General features: G+C 65.1%; 24 protein-coding genes. 19 read left to right on the top strand and 5 right to left on the bottom strand.

Annotated elements, in window-relative coordinates; translation table 11 throughout:
* Positions 1-168: 168 nt before the first annotated feature.
* Entirely contained in the window at positions 169-2,670 is a 2,502-nt protein-coding gene (locus IF803_RS26505) for a transglycosylase SLT domain-containing protein (RefSeq protein WP_461194057.1), read from the bottom strand.
* 328 nt (positions 2,671-2,998) lie between these two features.
* Between IF803_RS26505 and dapA the strand changes: the two genes are divergently transcribed.
* The 4 genes from dapA (at position 2,999) to IF803_RS26485 (ending at position 5,522) form a co-directional block, all read left to right on the top strand.
* On the top strand, positions 2,999-3,889 hold the full coding sequence (dapA, locus tag IF803_RS26500; RefSeq protein ID WP_212061762.1) for a 4-hydroxy-tetrahydrodipicolinate synthase: 891 nt from the start codon (positions 2,999-3,001) through the stop codon (positions 3,887-3,889).
* 59 nt (positions 3,890-3,948) lie between these two features.
* Positions 3,949-4,365, top strand: coding sequence for a large conductance mechanosensitive channel protein MscL (gene mscL / locus IF803_RS26495; protein ID WP_461194110.1), 417 nt, complete (start codon positions 3,949-3,951; stop codon positions 4,363-4,365).
* Position 4,366: 1 nt separating this feature from the next.
* Entirely contained in the window at positions 4,367-4,840 is a 474-nt protein-coding gene (gene smpB / locus IF803_RS26490) for an SsrA-binding protein SmpB (RefSeq protein WP_461194056.1), read from the top strand.
* Positions 4,841-4,940: 100 nt separating this feature from the next.
* Positions 4,941-5,522 carry a peroxiredoxin gene (locus IF803_RS26485; RefSeq protein ID WP_461194055.1) on the top strand — a complete coding sequence of 194 codons (582 nt, stop codon included), beginning with the start codon at positions 4,941-4,943 and terminating at the stop codon, positions 5,520-5,522.
* A gap of 180 nt (positions 5,523-5,702) precedes the next feature.
* Here the strand turns inward: IF803_RS26485 and IF803_RS26480 are convergent, their stop codons facing one another.
* A complete protein-coding gene (locus IF803_RS26480) occupies positions 5,703-6,272 on the bottom strand; it encodes a uracil-DNA glycosylase family protein (protein ID WP_461194053.1) in 570 nt (189 codons plus the stop codon).
* Entirely contained in the window at positions 6,253-6,885 is a 633-nt protein-coding gene (locus IF803_RS26475; RefSeq protein WP_016844002.1) for a LabA-like NYN domain-containing protein, read from the bottom strand. The genes IF803_RS26480 and IF803_RS26475 overlap by 20 nt, the downstream gene beginning before the upstream one ends.
* Positions 6,886-7,246: 361 nt before the next feature.
* On the opposite strand from IF803_RS26475, the gene rpoZ reads away from it, so the two are divergent.
* The 13 genes from rpoZ (at position 7,247) to IF803_RS26410 (ending at position 20,326) form a co-directional block, all read left to right on the top strand.
* Positions 7,247-7,639 carry a DNA-directed RNA polymerase subunit omega gene (rpoZ, locus tag IF803_RS26470; protein WP_016844003.1) on the top strand — a complete coding sequence of 131 codons (393 nt, stop codon included), beginning with the start codon at positions 7,247-7,249 and terminating at the stop codon, positions 7,637-7,639.
* Between the two features lie 210 nt (positions 7,640-7,849).
* Complete coding sequence (locus IF803_RS26465; protein ID WP_028340980.1) at positions 7,850-10,141, top strand: RelA/SpoT family protein; 2,292 nt, start codon at positions 7,850-7,852, stop codon at positions 10,139-10,141.
* Positions 10,142-10,320: 179 nt separating this feature from the next.
* Complete coding sequence (locus IF803_RS26460; RefSeq protein WP_038385373.1) at positions 10,321-11,091, top strand: pyridoxine 5'-phosphate synthase; 771 nt, start codon at positions 10,321-10,323, stop codon at positions 11,089-11,091.
* Complete coding sequence (gene acpS / locus IF803_RS26455) at positions 11,088-11,504, top strand: holo-ACP synthase (protein WP_028340978.1); 417 nt, start codon at positions 11,088-11,090, stop codon at positions 11,502-11,504. Before IF803_RS26460 ends, acpS begins: the two co-directional genes overlap by 4 nt.
* A 283-nt stretch (positions 11,505-11,787) precedes the next feature.
* Positions 11,788-12,549, top strand: a complete 762-nt coding sequence (gene lepB / locus IF803_RS26450; RefSeq protein ID WP_028333840.1) for a signal peptidase I — start codon at positions 11,788-11,790, stop codon at positions 12,547-12,549.
* Positions 12,546-13,367 carry a ribonuclease III gene (rnc, locus tag IF803_RS26445; RefSeq protein WP_028340976.1) on the top strand — a complete coding sequence of 274 codons (822 nt, stop codon included), beginning with the start codon at positions 12,546-12,548 and terminating at the stop codon, positions 13,365-13,367. The genes lepB and rnc overlap by 4 nt, the downstream gene beginning before the upstream one ends.
* Entirely contained in the window at positions 13,360-14,283 is a 924-nt protein-coding gene (gene era, locus IF803_RS26440) for a GTPase Era (RefSeq protein WP_016844010.1), read from the top strand. The genes rnc and era overlap by 8 nt, the downstream gene beginning before the upstream one ends.
* A 14-nt stretch (positions 14,284-14,297) precedes the next feature.
* Positions 14,298-14,678: a hypothetical protein gene (locus IF803_RS26435; protein WP_212061773.1), complete on the top strand. Its 381-nt coding sequence runs from the start codon at positions 14,298-14,300 to the stop codon at positions 14,676-14,678.
* A gap of 56 nt (positions 14,679-14,734) precedes the next feature.
* Positions 14,735-15,484 (top strand): DNA repair protein RecO, encoded by a 750-nt coding sequence (gene recO / locus IF803_RS26430; protein WP_461194051.1) that lies wholly within the window; start codon positions 14,735-14,737, stop codon positions 15,482-15,484.
* A gap of 163 nt (positions 15,485-15,647) precedes the next feature.
* Positions 15,648-15,905 carry a hypothetical protein gene (locus IF803_RS26425; protein WP_035631644.1) on the top strand — a complete coding sequence of 86 codons (258 nt, stop codon included), beginning with the start codon at positions 15,648-15,650 and terminating at the stop codon, positions 15,903-15,905.
* An 81-nt stretch (positions 15,906-15,986) separates the two neighbouring features.
* Positions 15,987-18,242, top strand: coding sequence for a DNA topoisomerase IV subunit A (gene parC / locus IF803_RS26420; protein ID WP_461194048.1), 2,256 nt, complete (start codon positions 15,987-15,989; stop codon positions 18,240-18,242).
* A gap of 174 nt (positions 18,243-18,416) precedes the next feature.
* Positions 18,417-19,373, top strand: a complete 957-nt coding sequence (locus tag IF803_RS26415; RefSeq protein ID WP_461194046.1) for a cation diffusion facilitator family transporter — start codon at positions 18,417-18,419, stop codon at positions 19,371-19,373.
* A gap of 149 nt (positions 19,374-19,522) precedes the next feature.
* Positions 19,523-20,326, top strand: a complete 804-nt coding sequence (locus IF803_RS26410; protein WP_461194108.1) for an N-acyl homoserine lactonase family protein — start codon at positions 19,523-19,525, stop codon at positions 20,324-20,326.
* Here the strand turns inward: IF803_RS26410 and IF803_RS26405 are convergent.
* Positions 20,317-21,135, bottom strand: a complete 819-nt coding sequence (locus tag IF803_RS26405) for a helix-turn-helix domain-containing protein (protein WP_461194045.1) — start codon at positions 21,133-21,135, stop codon at positions 20,317-20,319. The genes IF803_RS26410 and IF803_RS26405 overlap by 10 nt on opposite strands.
* A gap of 90 nt (positions 21,136-21,225) precedes the next feature.
* On the opposite strand from IF803_RS26405, the gene IF803_RS26400 reads away from it, so the two are divergent.
* Positions 21,226-22,104, top strand: coding sequence for a DMT family transporter (locus IF803_RS26400; protein ID WP_461194106.1), 879 nt, complete (start codon positions 21,226-21,228; stop codon positions 22,102-22,104).
* Here the strand turns inward: IF803_RS26400 and IF803_RS26395 are convergent, their stop codons facing one another.
* On the bottom strand, positions 22,105-22,296 hold the full coding sequence (locus IF803_RS26395) for a hypothetical protein (protein WP_461194043.1): 192 nt from the start codon (positions 22,294-22,296) through the stop codon (positions 22,105-22,107).
* Between the two features lie 174 nt (positions 22,297-22,470).
* Between IF803_RS26395 and IF803_RS26390 the strand changes: the two genes are divergently transcribed.
* Positions 22,471-23,727 (top strand): adenylate/guanylate cyclase domain-containing protein, encoded by a 1,257-nt coding sequence (locus tag IF803_RS26390; RefSeq protein WP_092078051.1) that lies wholly within the window; start codon positions 22,471-22,473, stop codon positions 23,725-23,727.
* The last annotated feature ends 71 nt before the right edge of the window (positions 23,728-23,798 follow it).

The raw sequence follows: 23,798 nt of genomic DNA, 5'->3' as shown, positions 1-23,798 counted from the left end.
AGGGCAGCTCGGCCGCCGGCCGTCCCCAAGCCTTCATATACCGCGCCAATCGGCAGGCGTCGGAGCGCCTGGATGCTAAAAATGCAAGATATAACAATATATTAGCCTGACATTGGGCCGGGACTGGAGCGCCCGGCGCCAAGCCTGTTGAAAACCGGTTGCGCCGGCTCATTCCACGCTGGCGCCGCGGCGCAAATCGGCCTCGATCTGCAATTTGGTGCCGCCGCCGAACCGGGCGCGGTAGACCTGCAGGTTTTCCATGATCCGCTGGACGTAGTTCCGCGTCTCCGAGAACGGAATCAGCTCGACCCAGTCGACCGCGTCGACCTTGGGATCGCGCGGATCGCCATAGCGCTCGATCCACTTCCGCACGCTGCCGCGGCCGGCATTGTAGGCGGCGAAGGTCAGGATATAGGACCCGCGGTAGTCCTCGAGCAGGCCGCCGAGCTCGGCGGCGCCGAGCATCGCGTTGTAGACCGGATCGGTCTTCATCCGGTTGAGGTCGAAGCCGATGCCGGCGCGCTTGCAGACGTAACGTCCGGCGTCCGGCGTCACCTGCATCAGGCCGTAGGCCTGGGCCGGCGACACCACCGCCGGATTGAACGCGCTCTCCTGGCGCGCGATCGCGTAGACGACGCTCTGCTCGACCTCCGGCCCGACCTGGCGGAACGACGGAATGCCGTTGACCGGATAGGCGTAGTGGTCGAACGGCAGTCCGCGGTTGAGCGCGGCCTTGCCCATCAGCAGCATGCCGCGGGCATCGCCGTGGCGCGCGGTGAGCTCGCCGAGGCCGGCGAGGGCCTCCGGATCGCCATTGTCGCCCATGTCGCCGAAGATCGAGATCGCGAGCTCGCGCGCGTCGATTTCGTAGAGCAGCGCCACCGCGCGCACGATCTCCAGCCGCTCGGCGCCGCGGCCGCGCGGCGCGCTGTTCAGCTCGATCTGCGGCAGGCCGAGCTTGGCACGCGCGAGCTGGCCGTAATAGCTGGTGGACTGCTCGGCCGCGCGTCCGTAAGCGGCGCGCGCCTCCTGGCCGCGGCCGGCGGCCTCCGCGGCGCGGCCCTGCCAATAGCCGGCACGCGCCAGCGCGGTCGGGTTGGCGCTGCCGACGCCGATCCGCGCGAAATGCTGGGCGGCGAGGGCGGGATCGTTGAGGAAGCGTAGCGCGATCCAGCCCGAGGTGAATTCCTGCTCGGTCTTGTAGATGTCGCGGGCCGGCAGCGCCGCGTCGCGCGCGATCAGATAGGCGGTGCGAAACTCGTTGGTGTCGATCATCTTGCGCGCCAGCAGCCGGCGCTCGATCCACCATTCGTCGACATTGTAGAGGCGGGAGGCTTCCTTCGGTGCGCTCAGCATCAGCCGCGCGGCCTCGGCGAATTTCTCCTCGCGGCGGAGCAACTGGATCCTGGCGAACAAATAGCCGGTGTCGCCGGAGAGCTCGCTCGGCACGGCTTCCAGCAGCGCGCGCAGGTTCGAACCCTTGCGGGTGGCGGCGATGCGTGCCTTCGCGAGCGCCACGTAGCCGGAGCCAAGGCGCTTGGCTTCGCGCATGCCGGCGGCCTCGTTGTCGGTGCCGTACAGCATGGTGTCCATGCGTGCCTTGTGGTCGCCGGCAGTCAGCAGCGAGCCGAACAGGTCGAGCGCGGTGTTTTCGGTGTCCTCGCTCATTCCGTCGTTGCGCCAGGCCTCGCGGACCAGGCGCTCGGCATTGCCGCGGTCGCCGCGTCCGATCATCACCTTGGCGAGCGCGAGCCGGCCCTTGGCCGAGACCGGCGATTCATTCTGGAACCAGGTCCAGACCGCGGAGTCGTCGCGGCGGTCGTCCCACAACGAGGCCTCGATGCGGCGACGCAGGAAGGTCTGCGACGGCCAGCTCGGATTGGCATCGAGGAAAGCGCGGTAGCGCTCGACCGAGGCGCCGTTGTCCTCGCTGCGCAGGATCAGCCATTCGGCAAGCTTGCGCGCGACCGGATCGGAGATCGAGGCCTCGGCCTCGGTGGCGTCCGCCGGCTTGCGCTTGCGCAGCAGCTCGACGACGCTTGCAAGCGCTTCCTTGTCCGACTGCGACGTCGAGGATGTCGCGGCTACGGCCGCAGGCAGCACCGGCTTGCGCGCGATCGGTGCGGCATGCTGGCGGGTTGCCGGAACCAGTGCGGGCGCGGGCACCGACCTGTTCGATACAGTTCCCGTTGCAACCGGAGCGGCGGGCTTGGCCGCGGTGGTCTTGGATGTGTTGGTCTTGGACGTGGTGCCCTTGGATTCCGGGGTCTTCGGAGCCGTTGGCTTGTGAGCTTCGGTCTTGGCAGGAGCGGCCTTGGCACCGTCTGTCTTGACCGCGCCGGACTTGGACGACGTTGTCTTGTGAGCCTCGGTCTTGTGAGTTTCAGTCTTGGCAGCGCTGGTCTTGGCTGAGTCGGTCTTGGCCGCATCAGTCTTGGCGCCGGGTTTGGTTGCCGTTGGCTTTGAAGCCGCCGCCTTCGGAGCCGTGGACTTCGGCGTGGTCTTGGAGGCGGCGCTCTTGGAGGCCGTGTCTTGGGCAGCCGGCTTTGCAGTTGGAGCATCCTCGGCAGCCCAGGCATCGGCCGTGATGGCGGCAAGGCCGACAACGAGCGCCAGGCTCGTCGCCAGCGCCGTCGACCGCAATGTGCCTGCGCGAACGGAACGGATCACAGAAGTCCTCTGCGGCCCCGAATCATCTGGTCGTTTGGGCCATGGGTTCTTATTTGATTGAAAACGTACACAAAATACTAAGAAGCCTGCCGGTGCGGCTGTTTGCGCCAGCACAACGGCAAAATCGCGGCTGGAAACGATTTCGCGCGCCGCAGATTACCGTTGGGAATAGGTACGGTACGGCCCTTTCGCCTGTCGGCCAGACCCGATATGAATTGCCTTTCATGGCGTTTCGCAACAACCGGGTGCCGGTCGCACGGACGTGAAGCACGCCACCAACAAGGGTCCGTCGACCTAGCCTTTAGCCTGAAGCGTTTGGAGGAAGTCCATGGCAGCCAAGACAAAATTCCGGGGATCATTCACTGCCTTGGTGACGCCCTTCAAAAACGGCTCGGTGGACGAAGCGGCGTTCCGCAGCCTCGTGAACTGGCAGATCGCCGAGGGCACCCACGGCCTGGTGCCGGTCGGCACCACAGGCGAGAGCCCGACGCTGAGCCACGACGAGCACAAGCGGGTGGTCGAATGGTGCATCGAGGAGGCCAGGGGCCGGGTGCCCGTGATCGCCGGTGCCGGCTCGAATTCGACCAAGGAGGCGATCGAGCTCGCCGAGCACGCCGAGAAGGCCGGCGCCACCGCGGTGCTGGTCGTGACGCCGTACTACAACAAGCCGACCCAGGAAGGCATGTATCAGCACTTCAAGGCGATCAACGATGCGATCGGCATTCCGATCATCATCTACAACATCCCGCCGCGCTCGGTGATCGACATGTCGGTCGACACCATGAAGCGGCTGTTCGAGCTGAAGAACATCGCCGGCGTCAAGGACGCCACCGCGAGCATGGTGCGGGTCTCGCAGCAGCGCGCCGCGATGGGCGAGGATTTCAACCAGCTCTCCGGCGAGGACGCCACCATCATCGGCTACATGGCCCATGGCGGCCACGGCTGCATCTCGGTGACCTCGAACGTCGCGCCGCGGCTGTGCTCGGAGTTCCAGACCGCCTGGCAGAAGGGCGACGTCACCACGGCACTGAAGATCCATGACAAGCTGATGCCGCTGCACACCAACCTGTTCATCGAGAGCAATCCGGCGCCGGTGAAGTACGCGATGTCGCTGCTCGGCAAGCTGGACGAGAAGCTGCGCCTGCCGATGGTGCCGGTCACCGAAGCGACCCGCCAGGCGGTCCGCAGCGCCATGGTGCATGCCGGCCTGATCAACTGAGCCGGACCGCTGCCGCCGCGACCAGTGCCGTGCGCAATGTCGAACAGAAGGGGATGGGCATGCTGAAGGAATTCCGCGAGTTCGCCATGAAGGGCAATGTCGTCGACCTCGCCGTCGGCGTCATCATCGGTGCGGCCTTCGGCGCGATCGTCACCTCGCTGGTCGGCGACATCATCATGCCGATCATCGGCGCGATCACGGGCGGTCTCGACTTCTCCAACTATTTCACCGGGCTTTCCAAGGCCGTCAACGCAACCAACCTCGCCGACGCCAAGAAGCAGGGTGCGGTGCTGGCCTGGGGCAACTTCCTGACGCTGACGCTCAACTTCCTGATCGTCGCCTTCGTGCTGTTCATGGTCATTCGCGCCATGAACCAGTTCAAGCGCAAGGAAGAGGTCAAGCCTGCCGAGCCGTCGAAGCCGTCCGCCGAGGCCGTGCTGCTGACGGAAATCCGCGACCTCCTCAAGAAGAGCTAAAGTGGCCGAGAAGAACGAACGTCCCATCAAGGTCGTTGCCGAGAACCGAAAGGCCCGCTTCAACTACGCGATCGAGGACACGATCGAGGCCGGCATTTCGCTGACCGGCACCGAGGTGAAATCAATCCGCAGCGGCAAGAGCACGATCGCGGAATCCTATGCGGATTCCAAGAACGGTGAGCTGTGGCTGATCAACGCCAATATTCCTGAATATCTGCAGGCCAACCGCTTCAACCACGAGCCGAAGCGGCCGCGGAAGCTGCTGCTGCATCGCAAGCAGATCAACAAGCTGCTCGGAGCGGTCGACCGCGAGGGCATGACGCTCATTCCGCTGAAGCTGTATTTCAACGAGCGCGGCCGTGCCAAACTGCTGCTTGCGGTCGCCAAGGGCAAGAAGCTGCACGACAAGCGCGAGACCGAGAAGAAGCGCGACTGGAGCCGCGAGAAGGGCCGCCTGATGCGGGCGCGCGGGTAGGGCGGTTGATTTGTCGTCATCGCTTCGTCGCTTCAGCGCAAAATTGCTCCGCAATTTTGTCGCGGGCTCCTCGCGATGACGGTGGATGGAGATTTGGGCCATGACTCAACCGAGCCTTACCGATGTCGACTGGAGCAAGATCCCGGCGCCCACGGATGACGGCGCCGCGGCGCACCTCGTCGGCATGACGATCCCGCCGGTCCGGCTGCGTGCCACCGACGACACCGCGGTGACGCTGTCGGCGCTCAAGGGCCGCACCGTGGTGTTCGCCTATCCGCGAACCGGCGAGCCAGGCAAGATCGGGCTGGTCGACGATTGGGACATGATCCCTGGCGCCCGCGGCTGCACGCCGCAGACCTGCGCCTTCCGCGACCTGTTTGCCGAGCTGAAGGCGGCCGGTGCTGCCCAGGTGTTCGGGCTGTCGACGCAAAGCAATGCGTACCAGACCGAGATGGCGTCGCGCCTGCATCTGCCGTTTCCGGTGCTGTCCGACGAAGCGCTGGAACTGACGCACACGTTGAAGTTGCCGACCATGTCGGTGGCGGGCCTGACCCTGATCAAGCGGCTCGCCCTTGTGATCGACGACGCGCGCATCACGCACGTGTTCTACCCGGTGTTCCCGCCCGACCGGAACGCCGGCGACGTGCTGGCTTGGCTGAAGGCCAATCCGCGGAGGGACTAGCGCAACGTGATGTGATGGGGCCGCCGCAGGTCACGCTGCCAAAATATCGAGAACAACCCCATGCAACGTAGCCGGCGGCGGCCGGCGTTCGACCAGGCAACTTGACACGTCGGGCAATTCAGGGATATATTTCTAATATTCCGAAATTGTGCATGCCTCCGCCCAAGGCTGTCGCGTTTGCTAGCCGAGCTCCTTGCGCACGGTCGCGAACACCTTGCGGAACATATCGGTCGTCAACACGCCGGTGTTCGTGTTGTAGCGCGAGCAGTGGTAGCTGTCGTAGAGCTTGAATTTGCCTGCACTATGCACGGCACCGTGCACAAAAGGCGCGGCCGCCAAGCGAACATCCAGCGCCTTGAGAGTCGATTCGCTGTCTCTTATACACATCTGACGCTGCCGACGAACGATGTGTATAAGAGACAGGGCGTCGACCAGCTTCAGCCCGTCGTCCGGCCGCGCCTGATAGACGCCGCTGGCGAAGCCATATTCGAGCAGGGTCGCATAGAGCAGATCACCGGCGTAGTCGCCGGTGAAGGGACGGCCGGTGCGGTTGGCGCCCTGCAGACCCGGCGCGAGCCCGACGATCAACAGCCGCGCATTCGGATCGCCGAACGATTCCACCGGTGAGTTGAACCAGCCCGGCTCGCGTGCGCGCGCCTGCGCGCGGAACTCGGCCAGCCGTGGACAGAGCGGACAGTTGCTGTCGGGGCGCGTGGCAGCGGTGACGAGGTTACTCGTCGAAATCGTCATCGGCTCCCCGTGGGGCCATGGTGGTCGCGCGCTGCAGGAATTGCGGGGAGTGGTGGCGCGGTTCGCGCGGGGCCGGACGTTCCGACGGATCGCGGCCGAGCTTGGATTGCAGCTCGACGAGGTCGGTGAAGACGTCGGCCTGGCGGCGTAGCTCGTCGGCGATCATCGGCGGCTGGCTGGCGATGGTGGAAATGACCGTGACGCGAACGCCGCGGCGCTGCACGGCCTCGACCAGCGAGCGGAAGTCGCCATCGCCGGAAAACAGAATCATCTGGTCGATGTGCTCGGCGAGTTCCATGGCATCGACGGCGAGCTCGATGTCCATGTTGCCCTTCACCTTGCGACGGCCGCTGGCGTCGATGAATTCCTTGGTCGCCTTGGTGACGACGGTGTAGCCGTTGTAATCGAGCCAGTCGATCAACGGGCGGATCGACGAATACTCCTGATCCTCGATGATCGCCGTGTAGTAGAACGCACGGAGCAGAGTGCCGCGACTCTGGAACTCCTTGAGGAGGCGCTTGTAGTCGATGTCGAAGCCCAGCGTCTTAGCGGTGGCGTAAAGATTCGCTCCGTCGATGAAGAGCGCGATCTTGTTGGAAACAGGTGACGACATCAAAGTGTTCTCGCGTGGTTGTTAGTGTTCTTAGCGCGGCGGTGATCAACCGCGCGCAATTTCCGGCGTTGCTGCCTAAAGTTCTGTGAATCTTTCCCCACGACAGTCACCACCGCAATTATGGTGAGGCGAGGGCAAAAAGCCTAGACCCTTGACATTGCAATGAAGAGATTTACTCGCCTGGGACAGCAACCTGGCCATGTCGTCAGACGCTCCGGCCCTTCTGGCCCCCGTCAGACCGGGTTATCAGAGCCTGTTCGGAAGGCAAATCACAAATTTTACCTTGCGAAACGGGGGCTAGGCCTATAACTAACCCTCATAACCTACATGTTCGGTCCCTTTTACCACGGAGCGCCTCGAGATGGCTCGCGTCACCGTCGAAGATTGCATTGACAAGGTCGACAATCGTTTCGACCTCGTCCTGTTGGCCGCGCATCGCGCCCGGATGATCTCGTCGGGGTCGCAACTCACGGTTGATCGCGACAACGACAAGAATCCGGTCGTCTCGCTGCGGGAGATCGCCGATTCGACGATCTCGCCGGAAGACCTGAAAGAGGAGCTCGTGCACTCCCTGCAGAAGTTCGTCGAGGTCGACGAGCCCGAGCCCGACACCGTGCCGCTGATCGGTTCCGCCGGTGCCAGCGTCGACGCCGACGACACCGAGGTCGCGGTCGAGCGGATGACCGAGGAAGAGCTGCTGAAGGGCCTCGAGGGTCTGGCGCCCCCGGAGGAGCAGCCCGAGGAAGACGAGTAAGCTCGCCGTCGTTTCGAACCGATTTACCGAAGGCCCGGACATTGCTCCGGGCCTTTGCTTTTGTTGACAATTTTGCTGTTACGGTGCGTCCTATGCGGACGCGCGAAATTGAATGGTTCCAGGGCCCGCGCGGGGTGCTGCTTCATTCGAAAGCGCACTAGATTGTAGAAAGGTGGGACATTCCGGTCCCGCGCGAGAGGCAGCGAGTTCATGGCGTATCGACGCCGCAGTTCCATCCAGATGCAGGCTGCAACCGAAACGGTCGCGGTGGCGCCGACGTCGTCCACGGCGGAAAGGCCGGCCAAGCCGCGGACGCGAATGATGCGACAATATGACCTCGTCGAGCGCGTCCGCTCCTATAACCCCGATACCAACGAAGACCTGCTCAACCGCGCCTATGTCTACGCCATGAAGGCGCACGGCACGCAGACCCGCGCCTCCGGCGATCCCTATTTCTCGCATCCGCTCGAGGTCGCCGCGATCCTCACCAACCTCAAGCTCGACGACGCCACGATCGTGGCGGCGCTGCTGCACGACACGATCGAGGACACCGAGGCGACGCGGGCCGAGATCGACAATGTGTTCGGCCACGAGATCGGCGCGCTGGTCGAGGGCCTGACCAAGCTGAAGCGGCTGGAACTGGTGTCGCGCGAGGCCAAGCAGGCCGAGAATTTGCGCAAGCTGCTGCTTGCGATCGCCGACGATGTCCGCGTGCTGCTGATCAAGCTCGCCGACCGCTTGCACAACATGCGCACGCTGGAATTCGTGCCACCGGCCTCGCGCCGCCGCATCGCCGAAGAGACGCTGGATATCTATGCGCCGCTGGCCGGTCGCATGGGTATGCACGAGATGCGCGAGGAACTCGAGGACCTGTCGTTCTTCGTGCTCGATCCCGAGGCCTATGCGGTGGTCAAGCAGCGGCTCGATTCACTGGCCGAGCGCAACCGCAATTTGATCGGCGAGATCGAAACCCAGCTCTCCAAGAACCTGCAGAAGAACGGCATTACCGCGCGGGTGTTCGGCCGCCGCAAGCAGCCGTTTTCGATCTGGACCAAGATGGAGCGCAAGTCGGTCGGCTTCGAGCAGCTATCCGATATCTACGGCTTCCGCATCATCCTCGACGATGTCGGGGCCTGCTACCGCGCGCTCGGCATCGTCCACACCACCTGGCCGGTGGTACCGGGCCGTTTCAAGGACTACATCTCGACCCCGAAGCAGAACGACTACCGCTCGATCCACACCACGGTGATCGGGCCGGGCAAGCAGCGCGTCGAGCTGCAGATCCGCACCGAGGACATGAACCAGATCGCGGAGTTCGGTATCGCCGCGCATGCCTTCTACAAGGAGGGCGCGGGTTCGCCGCACGAGCGGATGAAGCACGAGTCCAACGCCTTCGCCTGGCTGCGCCACACCATCGGCATCCTCTCGGAAAGCGCCAATCCGGAAGAATTCCTCGAACACACCAAGCTCGAGCTGTTCCACGACCAGGTGTTCTGCTTCACGCCGAAGGGCAAGCTGATCGCGCTGCCGCGCAACGCCAACGTGATCGATTTCGCCTATGCCGTTCATACCGGCGTCGGCAACAGCGCGGTCGGCTGCAAGATCAACGGCAAGTTCGCGCCGCTGTCTTCCGAGCTGCAGAACGGCGACGAGGTCGAGGTCCTGACCTCGAAAGCGCAGTCGGCGCCGCCGTCGGCCTGGGAAGCGCTCGCCCGCACCGGCAAGGCGCGGGCCGCGATCCGCCGCGCCACCCGCGACGCGGTGCGCGACCAGTATGCCGGCCTCGGCCGCCGCATCGTCGACCGCCTGTTTGCCCGCGCCAAGATCGAATATGCCGACGACAAGCTGAAGGGTGCGTTGCCGCGGCTCGCGCGCACCTCGATCGAGGACGTGATGGCCTCGGTCGGGCGCGGCGAGATCAAGGCTTCCGACGTCGCGCGCGCGATGTATCCCGACTACAAGGAAGAGCGGCTGGTGCGCTACGGCGCCAAGAAGGGCCTCGCCGCCAAGCTGAAGACGCAGAACCCGCCGCATCCGGCGCGCGCCACCTCGGTGATCCCGGTGCGCGGCATCAATTCCGACTTGCCGGTGAAGTTCGCGCCGAACGGCGGCGCGGTGCCGGGCGACCGGATCGTCGGCATCGTCACGGCGGGCGAGGGGATCACGATCTATCCGATCCAGTCGCCGGCGCTGAAGGATTTCGAGGAGGAGCCGGAGCGCTGGCTCGACGTGCGCTGGGATATCGACGAAACCATGCCGCAGCGCTTTCCGGCGCGCATCCTGGTCCACAATGTCAACGAGCCCGGCAGCCTCGCCCAGATCGCGACCGTGATCGCCGAGCACGACGGCAACATCGACAACATCCACATGTCGCGCCAATCGCCTGACTTCACGGAGCTGACCATCGATCTTGAGGTCTATGACCTCAAGCATCTCAGCGCTATCATCGCCCAGTTGCGCGCCAAGGCCGTCGTCGCCCGGGTCGAGCGCGTCAATGGTTAGGGTTCCGCCTGTCATCGGCCCTCATGGTGAGGAGGCGCGTCAGCGCCGTCTCCGGACGATGCTCCGCATCGCTCGGGAACCATGCGGCCCGAGACGGGGCCTCATCCTTCGAGACGCGGCGCAGGCGCCGCTCCTCAGGATGAGGGGATGGTTCAACTGGTTTGTCAGAGAGTGATTTGATGTCGTCTCCGCCGCTGCGTCTCGGTATCAATGTTGATCACGTCGCCACCCTGCGCAACGCGCGAGGCGGAGGCCGGCCCGATCCCGTGCGGCTGGCGCTTGCCGCGATCGCGGCCGGCGCCGACGGCATCACCGCGCATTTGCGCGAGGATCGCCGCCACATCCGCGACGAGGACATGGCGCGGCTCAAGGCCGAGATCTCCAAGCCGCTGAACTTCGAGATGGCGGCGACCGACGACATGCTGCGGATCTCGCTCGCCACCAAGCCGCACGCGGTTTGCCTGGTGCCGGAACGACGCCAGGAGCTTACCACCGAAGGCGGCCTCGACGTCGTCGGCCAGCACAACGCGCTGGCGCCGTTCATCGCGCGGCTCAATGACGCCGGCATCCGGGTCTCGCTGTTCATTGCCGCCGATCCCAGGCAGATCGAGATGGCCGCGAAGCTGAAGGCGCCGGTGATCGAGATCCACACCGGTGGCTGGTGCGACGCCGTGGTCGACGGTCACAAGGACAAGGCGGAGGCCGAATGGAAGCGCATCGTCGCCGGCGCCAGGCTCGCGCAGGCGGCCGGGCTCGAGGTCCATGCCGGCCACGGGCTCGACTATGACACCGCTGAGACGATTTCCGCGCTGCCCGAAATCCGGGAGTTGAACATCGGCTATTTCATGATGGGCGAGGCGCTGTTCGTCGGCATCGCCGCGACGGTGCGTGAGATGCGTGCGGCGATGGACCGCGGCCGCGCCAGGGCGCAGGGTGGCGTCAGCGCATGATCATCGGCATCGGCTCGGACCTGATCGACATCACCCGGGTGGCCAAGGTGATCGAGCGCCATGGCGAGCGATTCCTCGATCGCATCTTCACCGACGCCGAGCGCGCCAAGGCGATGCGCCGCGCCAACAGCGAGAAGATGGTGGTCGCAACCTACGCCAAGCGCTTCGCCGCCAAGGAAGCCTGCTCCAAGGCGCTCGGCACCGGTATCCGGCGCGGGGTGTGGTGGAAGGACATGGGTGTCGTGAACCTGCCGGGCGGCCGGCCGTCGATGCGGCTGACCGGCGGGGCGCTGGCCCGGCTCCAGGAACTGACGCCCGAGGGCATGCAGGCGCAGATCGATCTTTCGATCACCGACGATTGGCCGTTGGCCCAGGCCTTCGTCATAATTTCGGCGGTTGCCCCCGCCAGATGAACGCGGGGCGCCGGAATCTGCCGGAAAACTTCAGCAAACTAAAAAATCATTGATATTTCAATGAATTGCGAAGTTTTGAGGCGCCGATTGATTGCGCCCCTGCGAACAACCGTCTAAAACGCCGCAGGGTTATATCGAGCGAGACGCTGATTCCGGGTTTAGGCCGGAATTTGCCCTCAAGATCAGAATCAAGGCCATTTTCCTCACGCGAAGGCCGAACGCTTCGCGCGAAGAGAACGTTCTGCCACCGCGTGGACATCAGTCCACGGGAATTGGGAAAGCAATGAGCGTGACCACCGGGACCAAATCTGAAAGCGGCTTGGGCGAGACCATCCGCGTCGTCATCCATGCTCTTCTGATCGCGCTCGTTATCCGCACCTTCCTGTTCCAGCCGTTCAACATCCCCTCCGGGTCGATGAAGGCGACGCTCCTGGTCGGCGACTACCTGTTCGTCTCGAAATATTCCTATGGCTACAGCCACTATTCGATCCCGTTCTCGCCGAACATTTTCTCGGGCCGCATCTTCGGCTCGGAGCCGAACCGCGGCGACATCGTGGTGTTTCGCCTGCCGCGGGATGACTCCACCGACTACATCAAGCGCGTCATCGGGCTGCCCGGCGACCGCATCGAGGTCAAGAGCGGGCTGCTCTACATCAACGACGAGCCGATCAAGCGGGAGCGGCTGAGCGATTTCGTCGGCGAGGATCCCTGCGGCTCGGCGGATGCGACCGCCCGCGTCAAGCGCTGGAAGGAGACGCTGCCGAACGGCGTCAGCTATGAGACGCTGGATTGCACCGACAACAGCTACATGGACAACACCATCGTCTACACCGTTCCGCCCGGGCATTTCTTCATGATGGGCGACAACCGCGACAACTCCACCGACAGCCGCTTCCTGTCGCAGGTCGGCTACGTGCCGTTCGAGAACATCATCGGGCGAGCCCAGATGATCTTCTTCTCGATCGCCGAGGGCGAACAGGCCTGGATGATCTGGCGCTGGCCGCTTGCCGTGCGGTGGAATCGCCTATTCTCTATCGTGCGATGAACGACGATACCGCAGCCATCAACGATCAAGCGCCGACCGGCGAGCCGAGCCAGACGCCTGCCGCCGACAGCACAGCCGCGCCGAAGAAACGGCGCAGCAAGGCGGCCAAGGCCGCTGAGGAGAAGGCCGCGATCGCGGGCACCGAGGCGCGGATCGGGTACACCTTCCAGGATCCCGCGCTGCTGACCACTGCGTTCACCCACGTGTCCGCGCTGAAGCCCGCCACCCGCAACCGCGCCGACAGCTACCAGCGCCTGGAGTTCCTCGGCGATCACGTGCTCGGGCTGATCGTATCGGACATGCTGTTCCGGTCGTTCCCCAAGGCCGACGAGGGCGAATTGTCGAAGCGGCTCGCCGACCTCGTGCGCAAGGAGAGTTGCGCCGACGTCGCCAAGGCGCTCGGGCTGCTCGAGGACATCAAGCTCGGCATGGTGAAGGCGGTCGAGGGCGCCCGGCTGCGCAAGTCCGTGCTCGGCGATATCTGCGAAGCGGTGATCGGGGCGATCTTTCTCGACGGCGGCTACGAGGCCGCGCGCCAGTTCGTCGAGCGCAACTGGACCGAACGGATGCACAAGCTGCGCCGGCCGCTGCGCGATCCCAAGACCGTGTTGCAGGAATGGGCGCAGGGCAAGGGGCTGCCGACGCCGGTCTATCGCGAGGTCGAACGCACCGGCCCCCATCACGATCCACAATTCCGCGTTGCGGTCGACCTGCCGGGCCTGGCCTCCGCCGAGGGCCTCGGGGGCAACAAGCGCGCGGCCGAAAAGGCGGCAGCATCCGCGATGATCGAGCGCGAAGGCGTCGGCACCAATGACTGACGAGGCCAAAGGGCAAGGGGACGCGACGCGCTGTGGCTTCGTCGCGCTGATCGGTGCGCCCAATGTCGGCAAGTCGACGCTGGTCAACGCGTTGGTGGGCTCCAAGGTCACGATCGTCTCGCGCAAGGTGCAGACCACGCGCGCGCTGATCCGCGGCATCGTGATCGAGGGCAACGCGCAGATCATCCTGGTCGACACGCCCGGGATCTTCGCGCCGCGGCGCCGGCTTGACCGCGCCATGGTGTCGACCGCCTGGAGCGGCGCGCACGACGCCGATCTCGTCTGCGTGCTGCTCGATGCGAAGTCGGGCCTCGACGAAGAGGCCAACGCGATCCTGGCCAAGCTCGAAACCGTCGCCCATCCGAAGATCCTGGTGCTGAACAAGGTCGATCTCGTGCAGCGCGAGAAGCTGCTGGCGCTGGCGCAGGCCGCCAACGAGCGGATGCGCTTCGAGCACACCTTCATGATTTCGGCGCTGTCCGGCGACGGCGTTGCCGATTTGCGCCAGACGCTGGCCAAGCTGGTGCCCGCAGGGCCCTTCCTCTATCCCGAGGACCAGATGTCGGATGCGCCGATGCGGCATCTGGCGGCCGAGATCACGCGCGAGAAGATCTACAGCCATCTGCATCAGGAACTGCCGTACCAGTCGACGGTCGAGACCGACAGCTGGACCGACCGCAAGGACAAGTCGATCCGCATCGAGCAGACGATTTTTGTCGAGCGCGAGAGCCAGCGCAAGATCGTGCTCGGCAAGGGCGGCGCCACCATCAAGTCGATCGGCGCGCAGGCGCGTGCCGAGATCGCCGAGATCATGGGCGTCCCCGTGCATCTGTTCCTGTTCGTCAAGGTGCGTGAGAACTGGGGTGATGATCCCGATCGCTACAAGGAAATGGGATTGGAATTCCCCAAGGAATAAGAGTCGACGTTTGCATGAACGTGCCCAGAAATGTGCTGTGGTTTGAGGTTCTGCTCTATCTGTCGCTGACGCTGGATGCGCTGTCGGTGGCGTTCCAGGACCGCACGCCGACCGTCCTGAAGACCGAGCAGATGATCATGGGCGAGACCCTGACGGCCGGCTGCATGATCCTGCTGCTGATGTATTTCGTCCGGCTTGCCGCGCAGCACCGCAAGAACTGGCCGCGCTGGGCGCTGCTCGCAGTGCTTGTCCTGTCGGTGATGTCCCTGGTGCAGGTCATCGGCGCAAGGGGCATGGAGATCGACAGCGCGATCGAGGTGGTGTCATGCATCCTGACCACGGCCGGGCTGTATTATTCCTTCACCGGTGACGCGCGGGGCTGGTTCAACGCGTAAGGCATGACGCGTGAGGAAAGCTGCGTTCATCCGCGGAATCCTGATAGACTCCGCGCATGGAATGGACCGACGAAGGCATCGTGCTGGGAGTGCGGCGGCATGGCGAATCCTCCGCCATCGTCGAGCTGTTGACGCGCGAGCACGGCCGCCATCTCGGCCTGGTGCGCGGCGGCGCCGGCTCGCGGATGCGGCCGCTGCTGCAGCCCGGCAACAGCGTTACCGCGGTGTGGCGGGCGCGGCTCGACGAGCATCTCGGCATGTATGCGCTGGAAGGCACGCGGCTGCGCGCGGCGACGCTGCTCGGCTCATCGCACGCGGTCTACGGCGTCACGCATCTGGCGGCGCTGGCCCGGCTGCTGCCGGAGCGCGATCCGCATGAGGACATCTACTGGATGCTGCAAGGGACGCTCGACGATTTCGAGGACGCCGGCGTTGCCGCCGTGCACCTGATCCGGTTCGAGCTCGCCATGCTGACCGAGCTCGGCTTCGGGCTCGACTTGGGAAACTGCGCGGCCACCGGGGAGACGTCGGACCTGATCTATGTATCGCCGAAATCCGGTGGCGCCGTGTCCCGCGCCGCCGGCGAGCAGTGGCGCGACCGGCTGTTGCCGCTGCCGGCGTTCCTGCGCGAAGGCGAGGGCGGCGCCAACAGCTGGTCGGACCAGGACCTGCTCGACGGTTTCCAGATTACCGGCCTGTTCCTCCTCCGCCACGTGCTGGAGCCCCGCGGCCAGGGCCATTCCGACGCCCGCGACGGATTTATCAACGCCGTGGCCCGGCGGCGGAGGCGGCTGGCGGGGACGTGATCCCGCGCCCTGCTGTTTTGATGAGATTGAGGTCATCGAGCTCGCCTTGCAGGTCGATGGCGCGAAGCACTGACATTCCCGCGCCCCTGTCATGCGCGGCGGGACGGGAACGAGATCGCCTCGTGAAGCATTGCGGGGGCGTGGTTCCATCGATGGGCGACCGATGTTTCTGCGGGGAATTATTATTTCAGCGGCGTTGCTGACGCTGCCACCGGACGCAATGGCCGGCGAGCAGGGGGGCGTGCTCCGTCGCGTCTCCTGCACGGTGGTTCGCTACTACGTCGCCAGGTACTCGGCCTCGGCCGCCGAAAGCTGGGCCAGAGCCCATGGTGCGACCGACGCCGAGATCGAAATCGCCCGCCATTGCCTCAAGGAAACTCCCGTCAAGCCCGTGCGGACCGCCGGCCAGTCGGCGCAATAATCGCGCGAATCAGGTGCATCGATGGGCGGTTGGCATGATTCGCGGCTTGCCCGATTCACCGCCAAGGTTTAACGCCTCCCCATGGGAAAACGACAGATTCCGCCGGAAGAGCCGGCCGAAATTCACGAGGTGCCGCTGCGTGACGCGCTCGAGGAGCGCTATCTCGCCTATGCGCTCTCGACCATCATGCATCGCGCCCTGCCGGACGCCCGCGACGGGCTGAAGCCGGTGCACCGGCGCATCCTCTACGGCATGGACCTGCTCGGGCTCGACCCGCGCGCCGCATTCAAGAAGTCGGCCAAGATCGTCGGCGACGTGATGGGCTCGTTCCATCCGCATGGCGACCAGGCGATCTATGACGCCATGGTACGCCTGGCGCAGGATTTCTCCTCGCGCTACCCGCTGGTCGACGGCCAGGGCAACTTTGGCAATATCGACGGCGATAATCCGGCCGCCTACCGCTACACCGAAGCGCGCATGACCGAGGTCGCGCGGCTGCTGCTCGACGGCATCGACGAGGACGGCGTCGAGTTTCGCCTCAACTACGACGGCCAGTCGAAAGAGCCGGTGGTGCTGCCCGGCGGCTTCCCGAACCTGCTCGCCAACGGCGCGCAGGGCATCGCGGTCGGCATGGCGACCTCGATCCCGCCGCACAACGCCGCCGAACTCTGCGACGCCGCGCTGCATCTGATCGAGAAGCCCGACGCCAAGTCGAAGGCGCTGCTGAAATGGGTCAAGGGCCCGGACTTCCCGACCGGCGGCATCGTCGTCGATTCCAAGGAAGCGATCGTCGAGGCCTACACCACGGGGCGCGGCTCGTTCCGCACCCGTTCGCGCTGGACCCAGGAGGAGGGCGCGCGCGGCACCTGGGTGGTCGTCGTCACCGAAATTCCGTGGCTGGTGCAGAAGTCGCGGATCGTGGAGAAGATCGCCGAACTCATCAACGAGAAGAAGCTGCCGCTGGTTGCCGACGTCCGCGACGAGTCGGCCGAGGACGTCCGGCTCGTGATCGAGCCGAAATCGCGCACCGTCGATCCTGCGCTGATGATGGAGTCGCTGTTCCGGCTGACCGAGCTGGAAAGCAAGATCTCACTGAACCTCAACGTGCTGATCAAGGGCCGCATCCCGAAGGTGGTCGGCCTTGCCGAGTGCCTGCGCGAATGGCTCGACCATCTGCGCGACGTGCTGGTCCGCCGGTCCAACTTCCGCAGGACCCAGATCGAGCACCGCCTGGAAGTGCTGGGCGGCCACCTCGTCGCCTATCTGAACCTCGACAAGGTGATCAAGATCATCCGCACCGAGGACGAGCCGAAGCCGGTCTTGATAAAGACCTTCAAGCTGTCAGAGATCCAGGCTGACGCCATCCTCAACATGCGCCTGCGCAATTTGCGCCGGCTGGAGGAGATGGAGATCCGCACCGAGGACAAGGATCTTCGCAAGGAGCTGAAGGGCATCGAGGGCCTGCTCGCGTCCGAGACCGAGCAATGGGCCAAGGTCAGCGATCAGGTGCGCAAGGTCCGCGATATTTTTGGACCGAAGACGCCGCTCGGCAAGCGCCGCACCACCTTCGCCGATGCGCCCGAGCATGACCTCGCCGCGATCGAGGAAGCGCTGGTCGAGCGCGAGCCGTGCACGGTCGTGATCTCCGAGAAGGGGTGGGTACGGACGCTGAAGGGCCATGTCGAGGATCTCTCCGGCCTTGCCTTCAAGACCGACGACAAGCTCGAGCATTCGTTCTTCGCCGAGACCACCTCGAAGCTGCTGCTGTTTGCCACCAACGGCAAGTTCTACTCGCTCGACGTGGCAAAACTGCCGGGCGGCCGCGGCCATGGCGAGCCGATCCGCATGTTCATCGACCTCGAGCAGGACGCTGCGATCATCTCGCTGTTCGTCAACAAGGGTGAGCGCAAATTCCTGATCGCGAGCAGCGAGGGACAGGGCTTCGTCGTCAAGGAAGAGGACTGCGTCGGCAACACCCGCAAGGGCAAGCAGGTGCTCAACGTCGAAATGCCGAACGAGGCCCGCGCGATCACGACCGTGACCGGTGACACCGTCGCCGTGATCGGCACCAACCACAAGATGGTGCTGTTCGGTCTCGACCAGGTGCCGGAGATGGCGCGCGGCCGCGGCGTGCGCCTGCAGAAATACACCAGCGCGTCGCTGTCTGACGTTGCGGTGTTCGACGCCAAGGCCGGCCTGACATGGAAGGATTCCGCCGGCCGCGAGCACAGCATGACCATGAAGGAACTGGCCGACTGGCGCGGCAACCGCGCCGACGCCGGCCGGCTCGCCCACGGCCTGCCGAAATCGAACAAGTTCAATCGCGGCGTGGAATAGCCGTACGGTAGCCCGGATGGAGCGCAAGCGAAATCCGGGGCCGCTGTCGCATTGGGCAATGATCCCGGATTGCGCTGCGCTCCATCCGGACTACGCCTTCGACCCGCGCGGTGTGATAGTATCCACATTCCACCGCGCTATAACCGTCGCCGACGACATCGGGCGACGGTTGCCATGGCGCACAATCACGATCACGACCACAGCGGTCATTCTCACGGACATGCCCACGCCGGGCATTCCCATGCCGGGCACAGCCACGCGCCCGACAATTTCGGCACCGCCTTTGCGATCGGCGCGTCGCTGAACACCGCCTTTGTCGTCGCGGAACTGATCTTCGGCTATTCCGCCAACTCGCTGGCGCTGGTCTCCGACGCCGTTCACAACCTCTCCGACGTCATCGCGCTGCTGCTCGCCTGGGGCGGGGCATGGCTCGCCGGCAGGCGGCCGACCGATACCCACACCTATGGCTACCGTCGCGCCTCGATCCTGGCGGCGCTGTTCAATGCCGGGCTGCTCCTGATCGCGGTCGGCGGCATCGCGGTCGAGGCGATCAACCGCTTGCGTGAACCGGCGGAGGTCGCAAGCTGGACCGTGGTCTGGGTCGCGGCGCTCGGCGTCCTGATCAATGGCGGCACCGCGCTGCTGTTCATGCGCGGCCGCGACAGCGATCTCAATGTCCGCGGCGCCTATCTGCACATGGCGGCGGATGCCGGCGTCTCGGTCGGCGTCGTGATCGCCGCGCTCTTGATCATGGCGACCGGCTGGCAGTGGCTGGATCCGGCGATCAGCCTGGTCATCGCCGTGGTGGTGCTGCTGAGCGGCTGGGAGCTCGCCCGCGACAGCGTCAACCTCGCGCTCGACGCGGTGCCGAAGGGGATCGATCTCAAAGAGGTGAGGGACTACCTCGCTGCGCTCGAGGGGGTGACTGAAGTTCACGACCTGCACATCTGGGCGATGAGCACCAGCGAGACCGCGCTGACCGCGCATCTGGTGCGGCCCGGCGGACACGACGATGTCTTCCTGCATCATGTCTGCGCCGAGCTCTCGGAGCGCTTCAGCATCCACCACGCGACGCTGCAGGTCGAGATCAGCAGCGAGACCTGCCGGCTGGCGCCGGCGGAAATGGTCTAGCCGACGCAGCCGCCACGCACTCGCATTCAATTGATCGCTCGACCCATGTCCACGTCTTCCACGGGCGGCGGCGACACGGCACATTGCGGCCGCGCGAATGGCTGGCGTGATCAACGGAGGGCGACGTGAAGAAGGCAATCGGTCTTGCGATGTTGTTCTGGGCCGTGGGCGCGCTGCCGCATGCGGACGCCGAGCCGGCGAAATCAGGCGTCGAGAAGCTCTACATCCTCAACTGCGGCGAAGGCGTTGCAGGCGACATTTCACGCTGGTCGCCCGGCGTCAATGAAGGCAGGTCGATGGACTTCGTCGACAATTGCTACCTGATCAAGCATGCCCAGGGCTGGTTCCTGTGGGATACCGGGATTCCTGACGCGGTGGCGGCGATGCCGAACGGCCTTGCGCCGGCCGACCCCAAGGCGGTCACCTGGCGGCGGCCGAAGACACTCGCCGCGCAGCTCGACCAGCTCGGCGTCAAGCCGTCGGACATCAAGGCGATCGCCGTCTCGCACACCCATCCCGATCACGTCGGCAATGTCGAGCTGTTCCCGGCCGCGATGCTGTATGTGCAGAAGGCGGAGTATGAATGGCCGGGCGCCAACAACGCGCCGCGCTTCAAGGCCGAGCATCCCGTGACGAAGCTCGAAGGCGACCGCGACGTATTCGGCGACGGCAGCGTCACCATCCTGTCGACGCCGGGCCACACGCCCGGCCACCAGTCTCTGCTGGTGAAACTGCCGAAGACAGGCGCGGTGGTGCTGACCGGCGATGCCGTTCACTTCAAGGATAATTGGGATAATCGCCGCGCGCCGAGCATGAACGCCAGCAAGGAGCAGACGCTGGCCTCGATGCAGAAGATCGCCGACACGCTGACGAAAGAGAAGGCGCAGCTCTGGATCAACCACGACAAGGCGCAGCGCGACGGGCTGAAGCTGTCGCCGGACTTCTACGATTGAGCGGCCTTGGCGGCGTTCGCTATCGACCAGTTTCGAAAAATCTGCGCGGTCTCCTCGTCCATCGGAAAGAAGCTTTCGATGCGCAGCTCCTGCAAGGTGACGTCCTGCGGCGTCCCCAGCGTCGCGATCGTGGTGAACAGCTGCAGGCTGACGCCGCCCTTGCGGAATAGCATCGGCAGCACCGGCCCGGATGTAGGCCCCGGCGGCGCGGCCAATGCGGCCTCGACACCGTCATAAGCCAGCAGGCGCTTGAGCAATTCCGCCGTCGCGGTGGTGCCGTCGGCGGCGGCATCGGCCTCGACGCTGCGGACGAAGTAGCCGGCCACCTCGGTCCAGTTGGTGAGATAGGGGCGCAACACACCGGGCGCGACCAGCGCATCGGCAAGGTTGACCGCCGTGCCTGGGGCCAGCGGCCCGACCAGGAATTCCACCAGCTGCCCCGCGCCCGCATTGGCGAGCAGCAGATTCCAGTGCCGGTCGACCACGACCGCCGGGAAGGGCTCCTGCTGTGCCAATATGAAATCCAGTGCGTAACGGATCTGGGCGAGCTCCGGCGCGGCAAGGTCGGTTTGCCGCCATACCGGCGCGAAGCCGGCCGCGACCAGTAGCGCGTTCTGCTGGCGCAACGGCACGTCGAGCGCCGCGGCAAGCCGGATCACCATGTCGCGGCTCGGTGCGGCGCGGCCGAGCTCGAGGAAGCTGAGATGGCGCTGCGAGATATCCGCGCGCCCGGCGAGCTCGAGTTGCGAGTGCCCCTTGCGCTGCCGCCACCAGCGCAGGCTGGCTGCAAAATCGCGCTGCTGCGACATGGGTACCTGCCAAATACCTGCCAAGTAGTTGCCGGAATGATCTCGACGGGCAAGATGCCACAAGCGAATGCAAAACGCATGGGGATCGGCATGGGCGAGTGGATCGGCGTTGCGATTGCCTTGGTCTCGAGCTGCCTCGGCGGCACGGCGGCGGCGATCACGCGTTACCTGGCCGGCAACGCCGACCCGATCACCCTTGCGATCCTGCGCTGGGCGATCGGCTTTCTCTGCGTGCTGCCCGCCGCGGTCCTGCTCGGGGCGAAGTGGCCGCGGCGCGCGGATTTGCCGGCGGTCGCGGCGCTCGGCGTCGCGTTCTTCGGCGTGTTCTTCGTGCTTTATAATCTCGCGATGTCCTACACGACGGCGGCGCGCGCCAGCCTGGCGCTGGCGACCTTGCCGCTCTCCACCATGGTGGTCGGCGCCTTGCTCGGCATCGAGCCGCTGACGATGCGCAAAACGATCGGGGTCTCGATCGCGGTACTCGGCGTGGCGGCCGCGTTGGCATCCGGGCTGGCAGCAGCGCCATCGGGGGCATGGCGCGGCGAACTGATCATGGCCGCCGCGGTGCTCTGCATGGCCTTCTACAACGTGTTGTCGCGGCCGTTCATCCGCCGCTCCAGTGCGCTCGGTTTCCTTGCCGTCGGCATGGGCGCCGGCGCGGCGGCGCTGGTGGCGGTCGGGTCGTTCACCGGCAGCCTGGCGACGTTGCGCGAGTTCGGCACGTCGCAATGGATCGCGGGGCTCTATCTCGGCATAGCCGGCGGTGCACTGGCCTTCATCCTGTGGGTGCTGGCGCTCGAGCGGGCCTCACCGACCCGCGTCGCCAACACCATGACGGTCAATCCGATCGCCGCCGGGCTGCTTGCGAAGCAATTGGTCGGCGAGCCGATCACGGCCAACCTGGTCGTCGGTCTGATCGCGGTCTTCGCGGGCATCTGGATCGCGACGTCGGAAACCAAATCCGTCTGATCAGCCGCGCGGGGCGGCAGGCGTGGTCACCGATGGGGCAGGCGGGTGCTTCGGCTTCAGCGTGCCGGCGTAGAACGACAGGACGAACACCAGGATGAGGCCGACAAGGTAGACCCCATAGGATTGCGGCGGGGTGATCGCCCATTGCATGAGGCGTCGGATCGGGTTTGGCGGGCCAGCGTCGTTGTCCATGCGCCGTTGTGCGCGAAGGGCCGGACAAAAGGAAGCGGATTCGGCGCCGTTCGGCGGCCGTGTTCCGCGGGAAATGGTGAGGCGGGCGGCCTTGCAATGCCGCATTGGCGTCCGCATCTGTCACGCGACCACCAGGCCTTCCTCCCGCACCAATTGCCCGGCATAATCCGACTTATGGAACTGACGCCCCGTTTGCGCCTGATGAATTGGCTGGTCCGCCAGGGTCTGACGGGCCTGCCGGAAAACGACCTGCTGCGCGGCTTCTGCGAGCGCTGCCGGGCGGCGGGCATGCCGCTGTCGCGGGCGATCGTCTTCATCGATACCCTGCATCCGATCTTCGAGGGACGCGGTTTCCGCTGGAATGACGGCGAGAGCAACGAGGCCGACATCTTCGAATACGGCTCGACCAGCACCGGCGAGGCCAGCCAGACCTGGCGGCGGTCGGCCTTCTACCACATGCTCGAAAACGGCCATGACGAGATAGTGATCGATCTCGCCGACACCTCGCACGATTTCTCGATGATCGGCGAGCTCGCCGAAAAGGGCCACAAGCATTTCGCCGCCTTCGTGCATCGCTTCGGCGAGGCCGGCACGATCGGCGAGATGGACTGCTTCTACTCCTACTACACCACCCGCCATTCGGACGGGTTCGACGAGAACCACATGGCGGCGCTGCGCGACCTGGTGCCGGTGCTCGGGCTCGCGATCAAGTCGGCCGCGCAGGTCGAGATCGCCCGCACGCTGGGCCGGGTCTATCTCGGCCGCGACACCGCGGAACAGGTGCTGCGCGGGCGCATGCAGCGCGGCATCACCGAGAAGATCAAGGCCGTGCTGTGGTACTCCGACGTGCGCGGCTCGACCGCGATCAGCGAGCGGATCGGCCCGGACGAGATCATTCCGTTCCTCAACGACTACGCGCAGGCCTCTATCGACGCGATCCATGACGCCGGCGGCGAGGTGCTGAAGCTGATCGGCGACGGCGTGCTGGCGATGTTCACCGGCGAGAACGTGGCAGGCGCCAAGCGAGCGGCGCTGCGGGCCGAGCACAGATTCCGGCATAACATCCGCGTGCTGAATGATCGCCGCGAGAACGAGGGCCGGCCGACCACCACGGCCTATGTCGGGCTCCATGTCGGCCAGGTGTTCTACGGCAATATCGGCAGTGAGGACCGGCTGGATTTCACGGTGGTCGGGCCCGCCGTCAACGAGGTCAGCCGGATCGCCTCGATGTGCGCCTCGGTCGACCGCGAACTACTGACTTCGACGGACTTTCGCACCGGGCTCGACGCCGCCGGCCGTAACTATCTGGTCTCCACCGGCCGCTTCGTGCTGCGCGGCATCGGCCATGCGCAGGATCTCTACACGCTGGATCCGGCTGTCGCCGCCGACGAGGTCGTCGGCGGCAAATACGAGCGGTACCTGGCGAGCTAAAGCGTGATGGCATTAAGTTCGATAGCCTGAATTTTTGAGGTAGTTGGCACATTCCTCGGAGGTGAAGGCGT

It is taken from the genome of Bradyrhizobium sp. UFLA06-06 (assembly GCF_054820065.1).
This window is presented reverse-complemented; position numbering and strand designations above follow the sequence as displayed.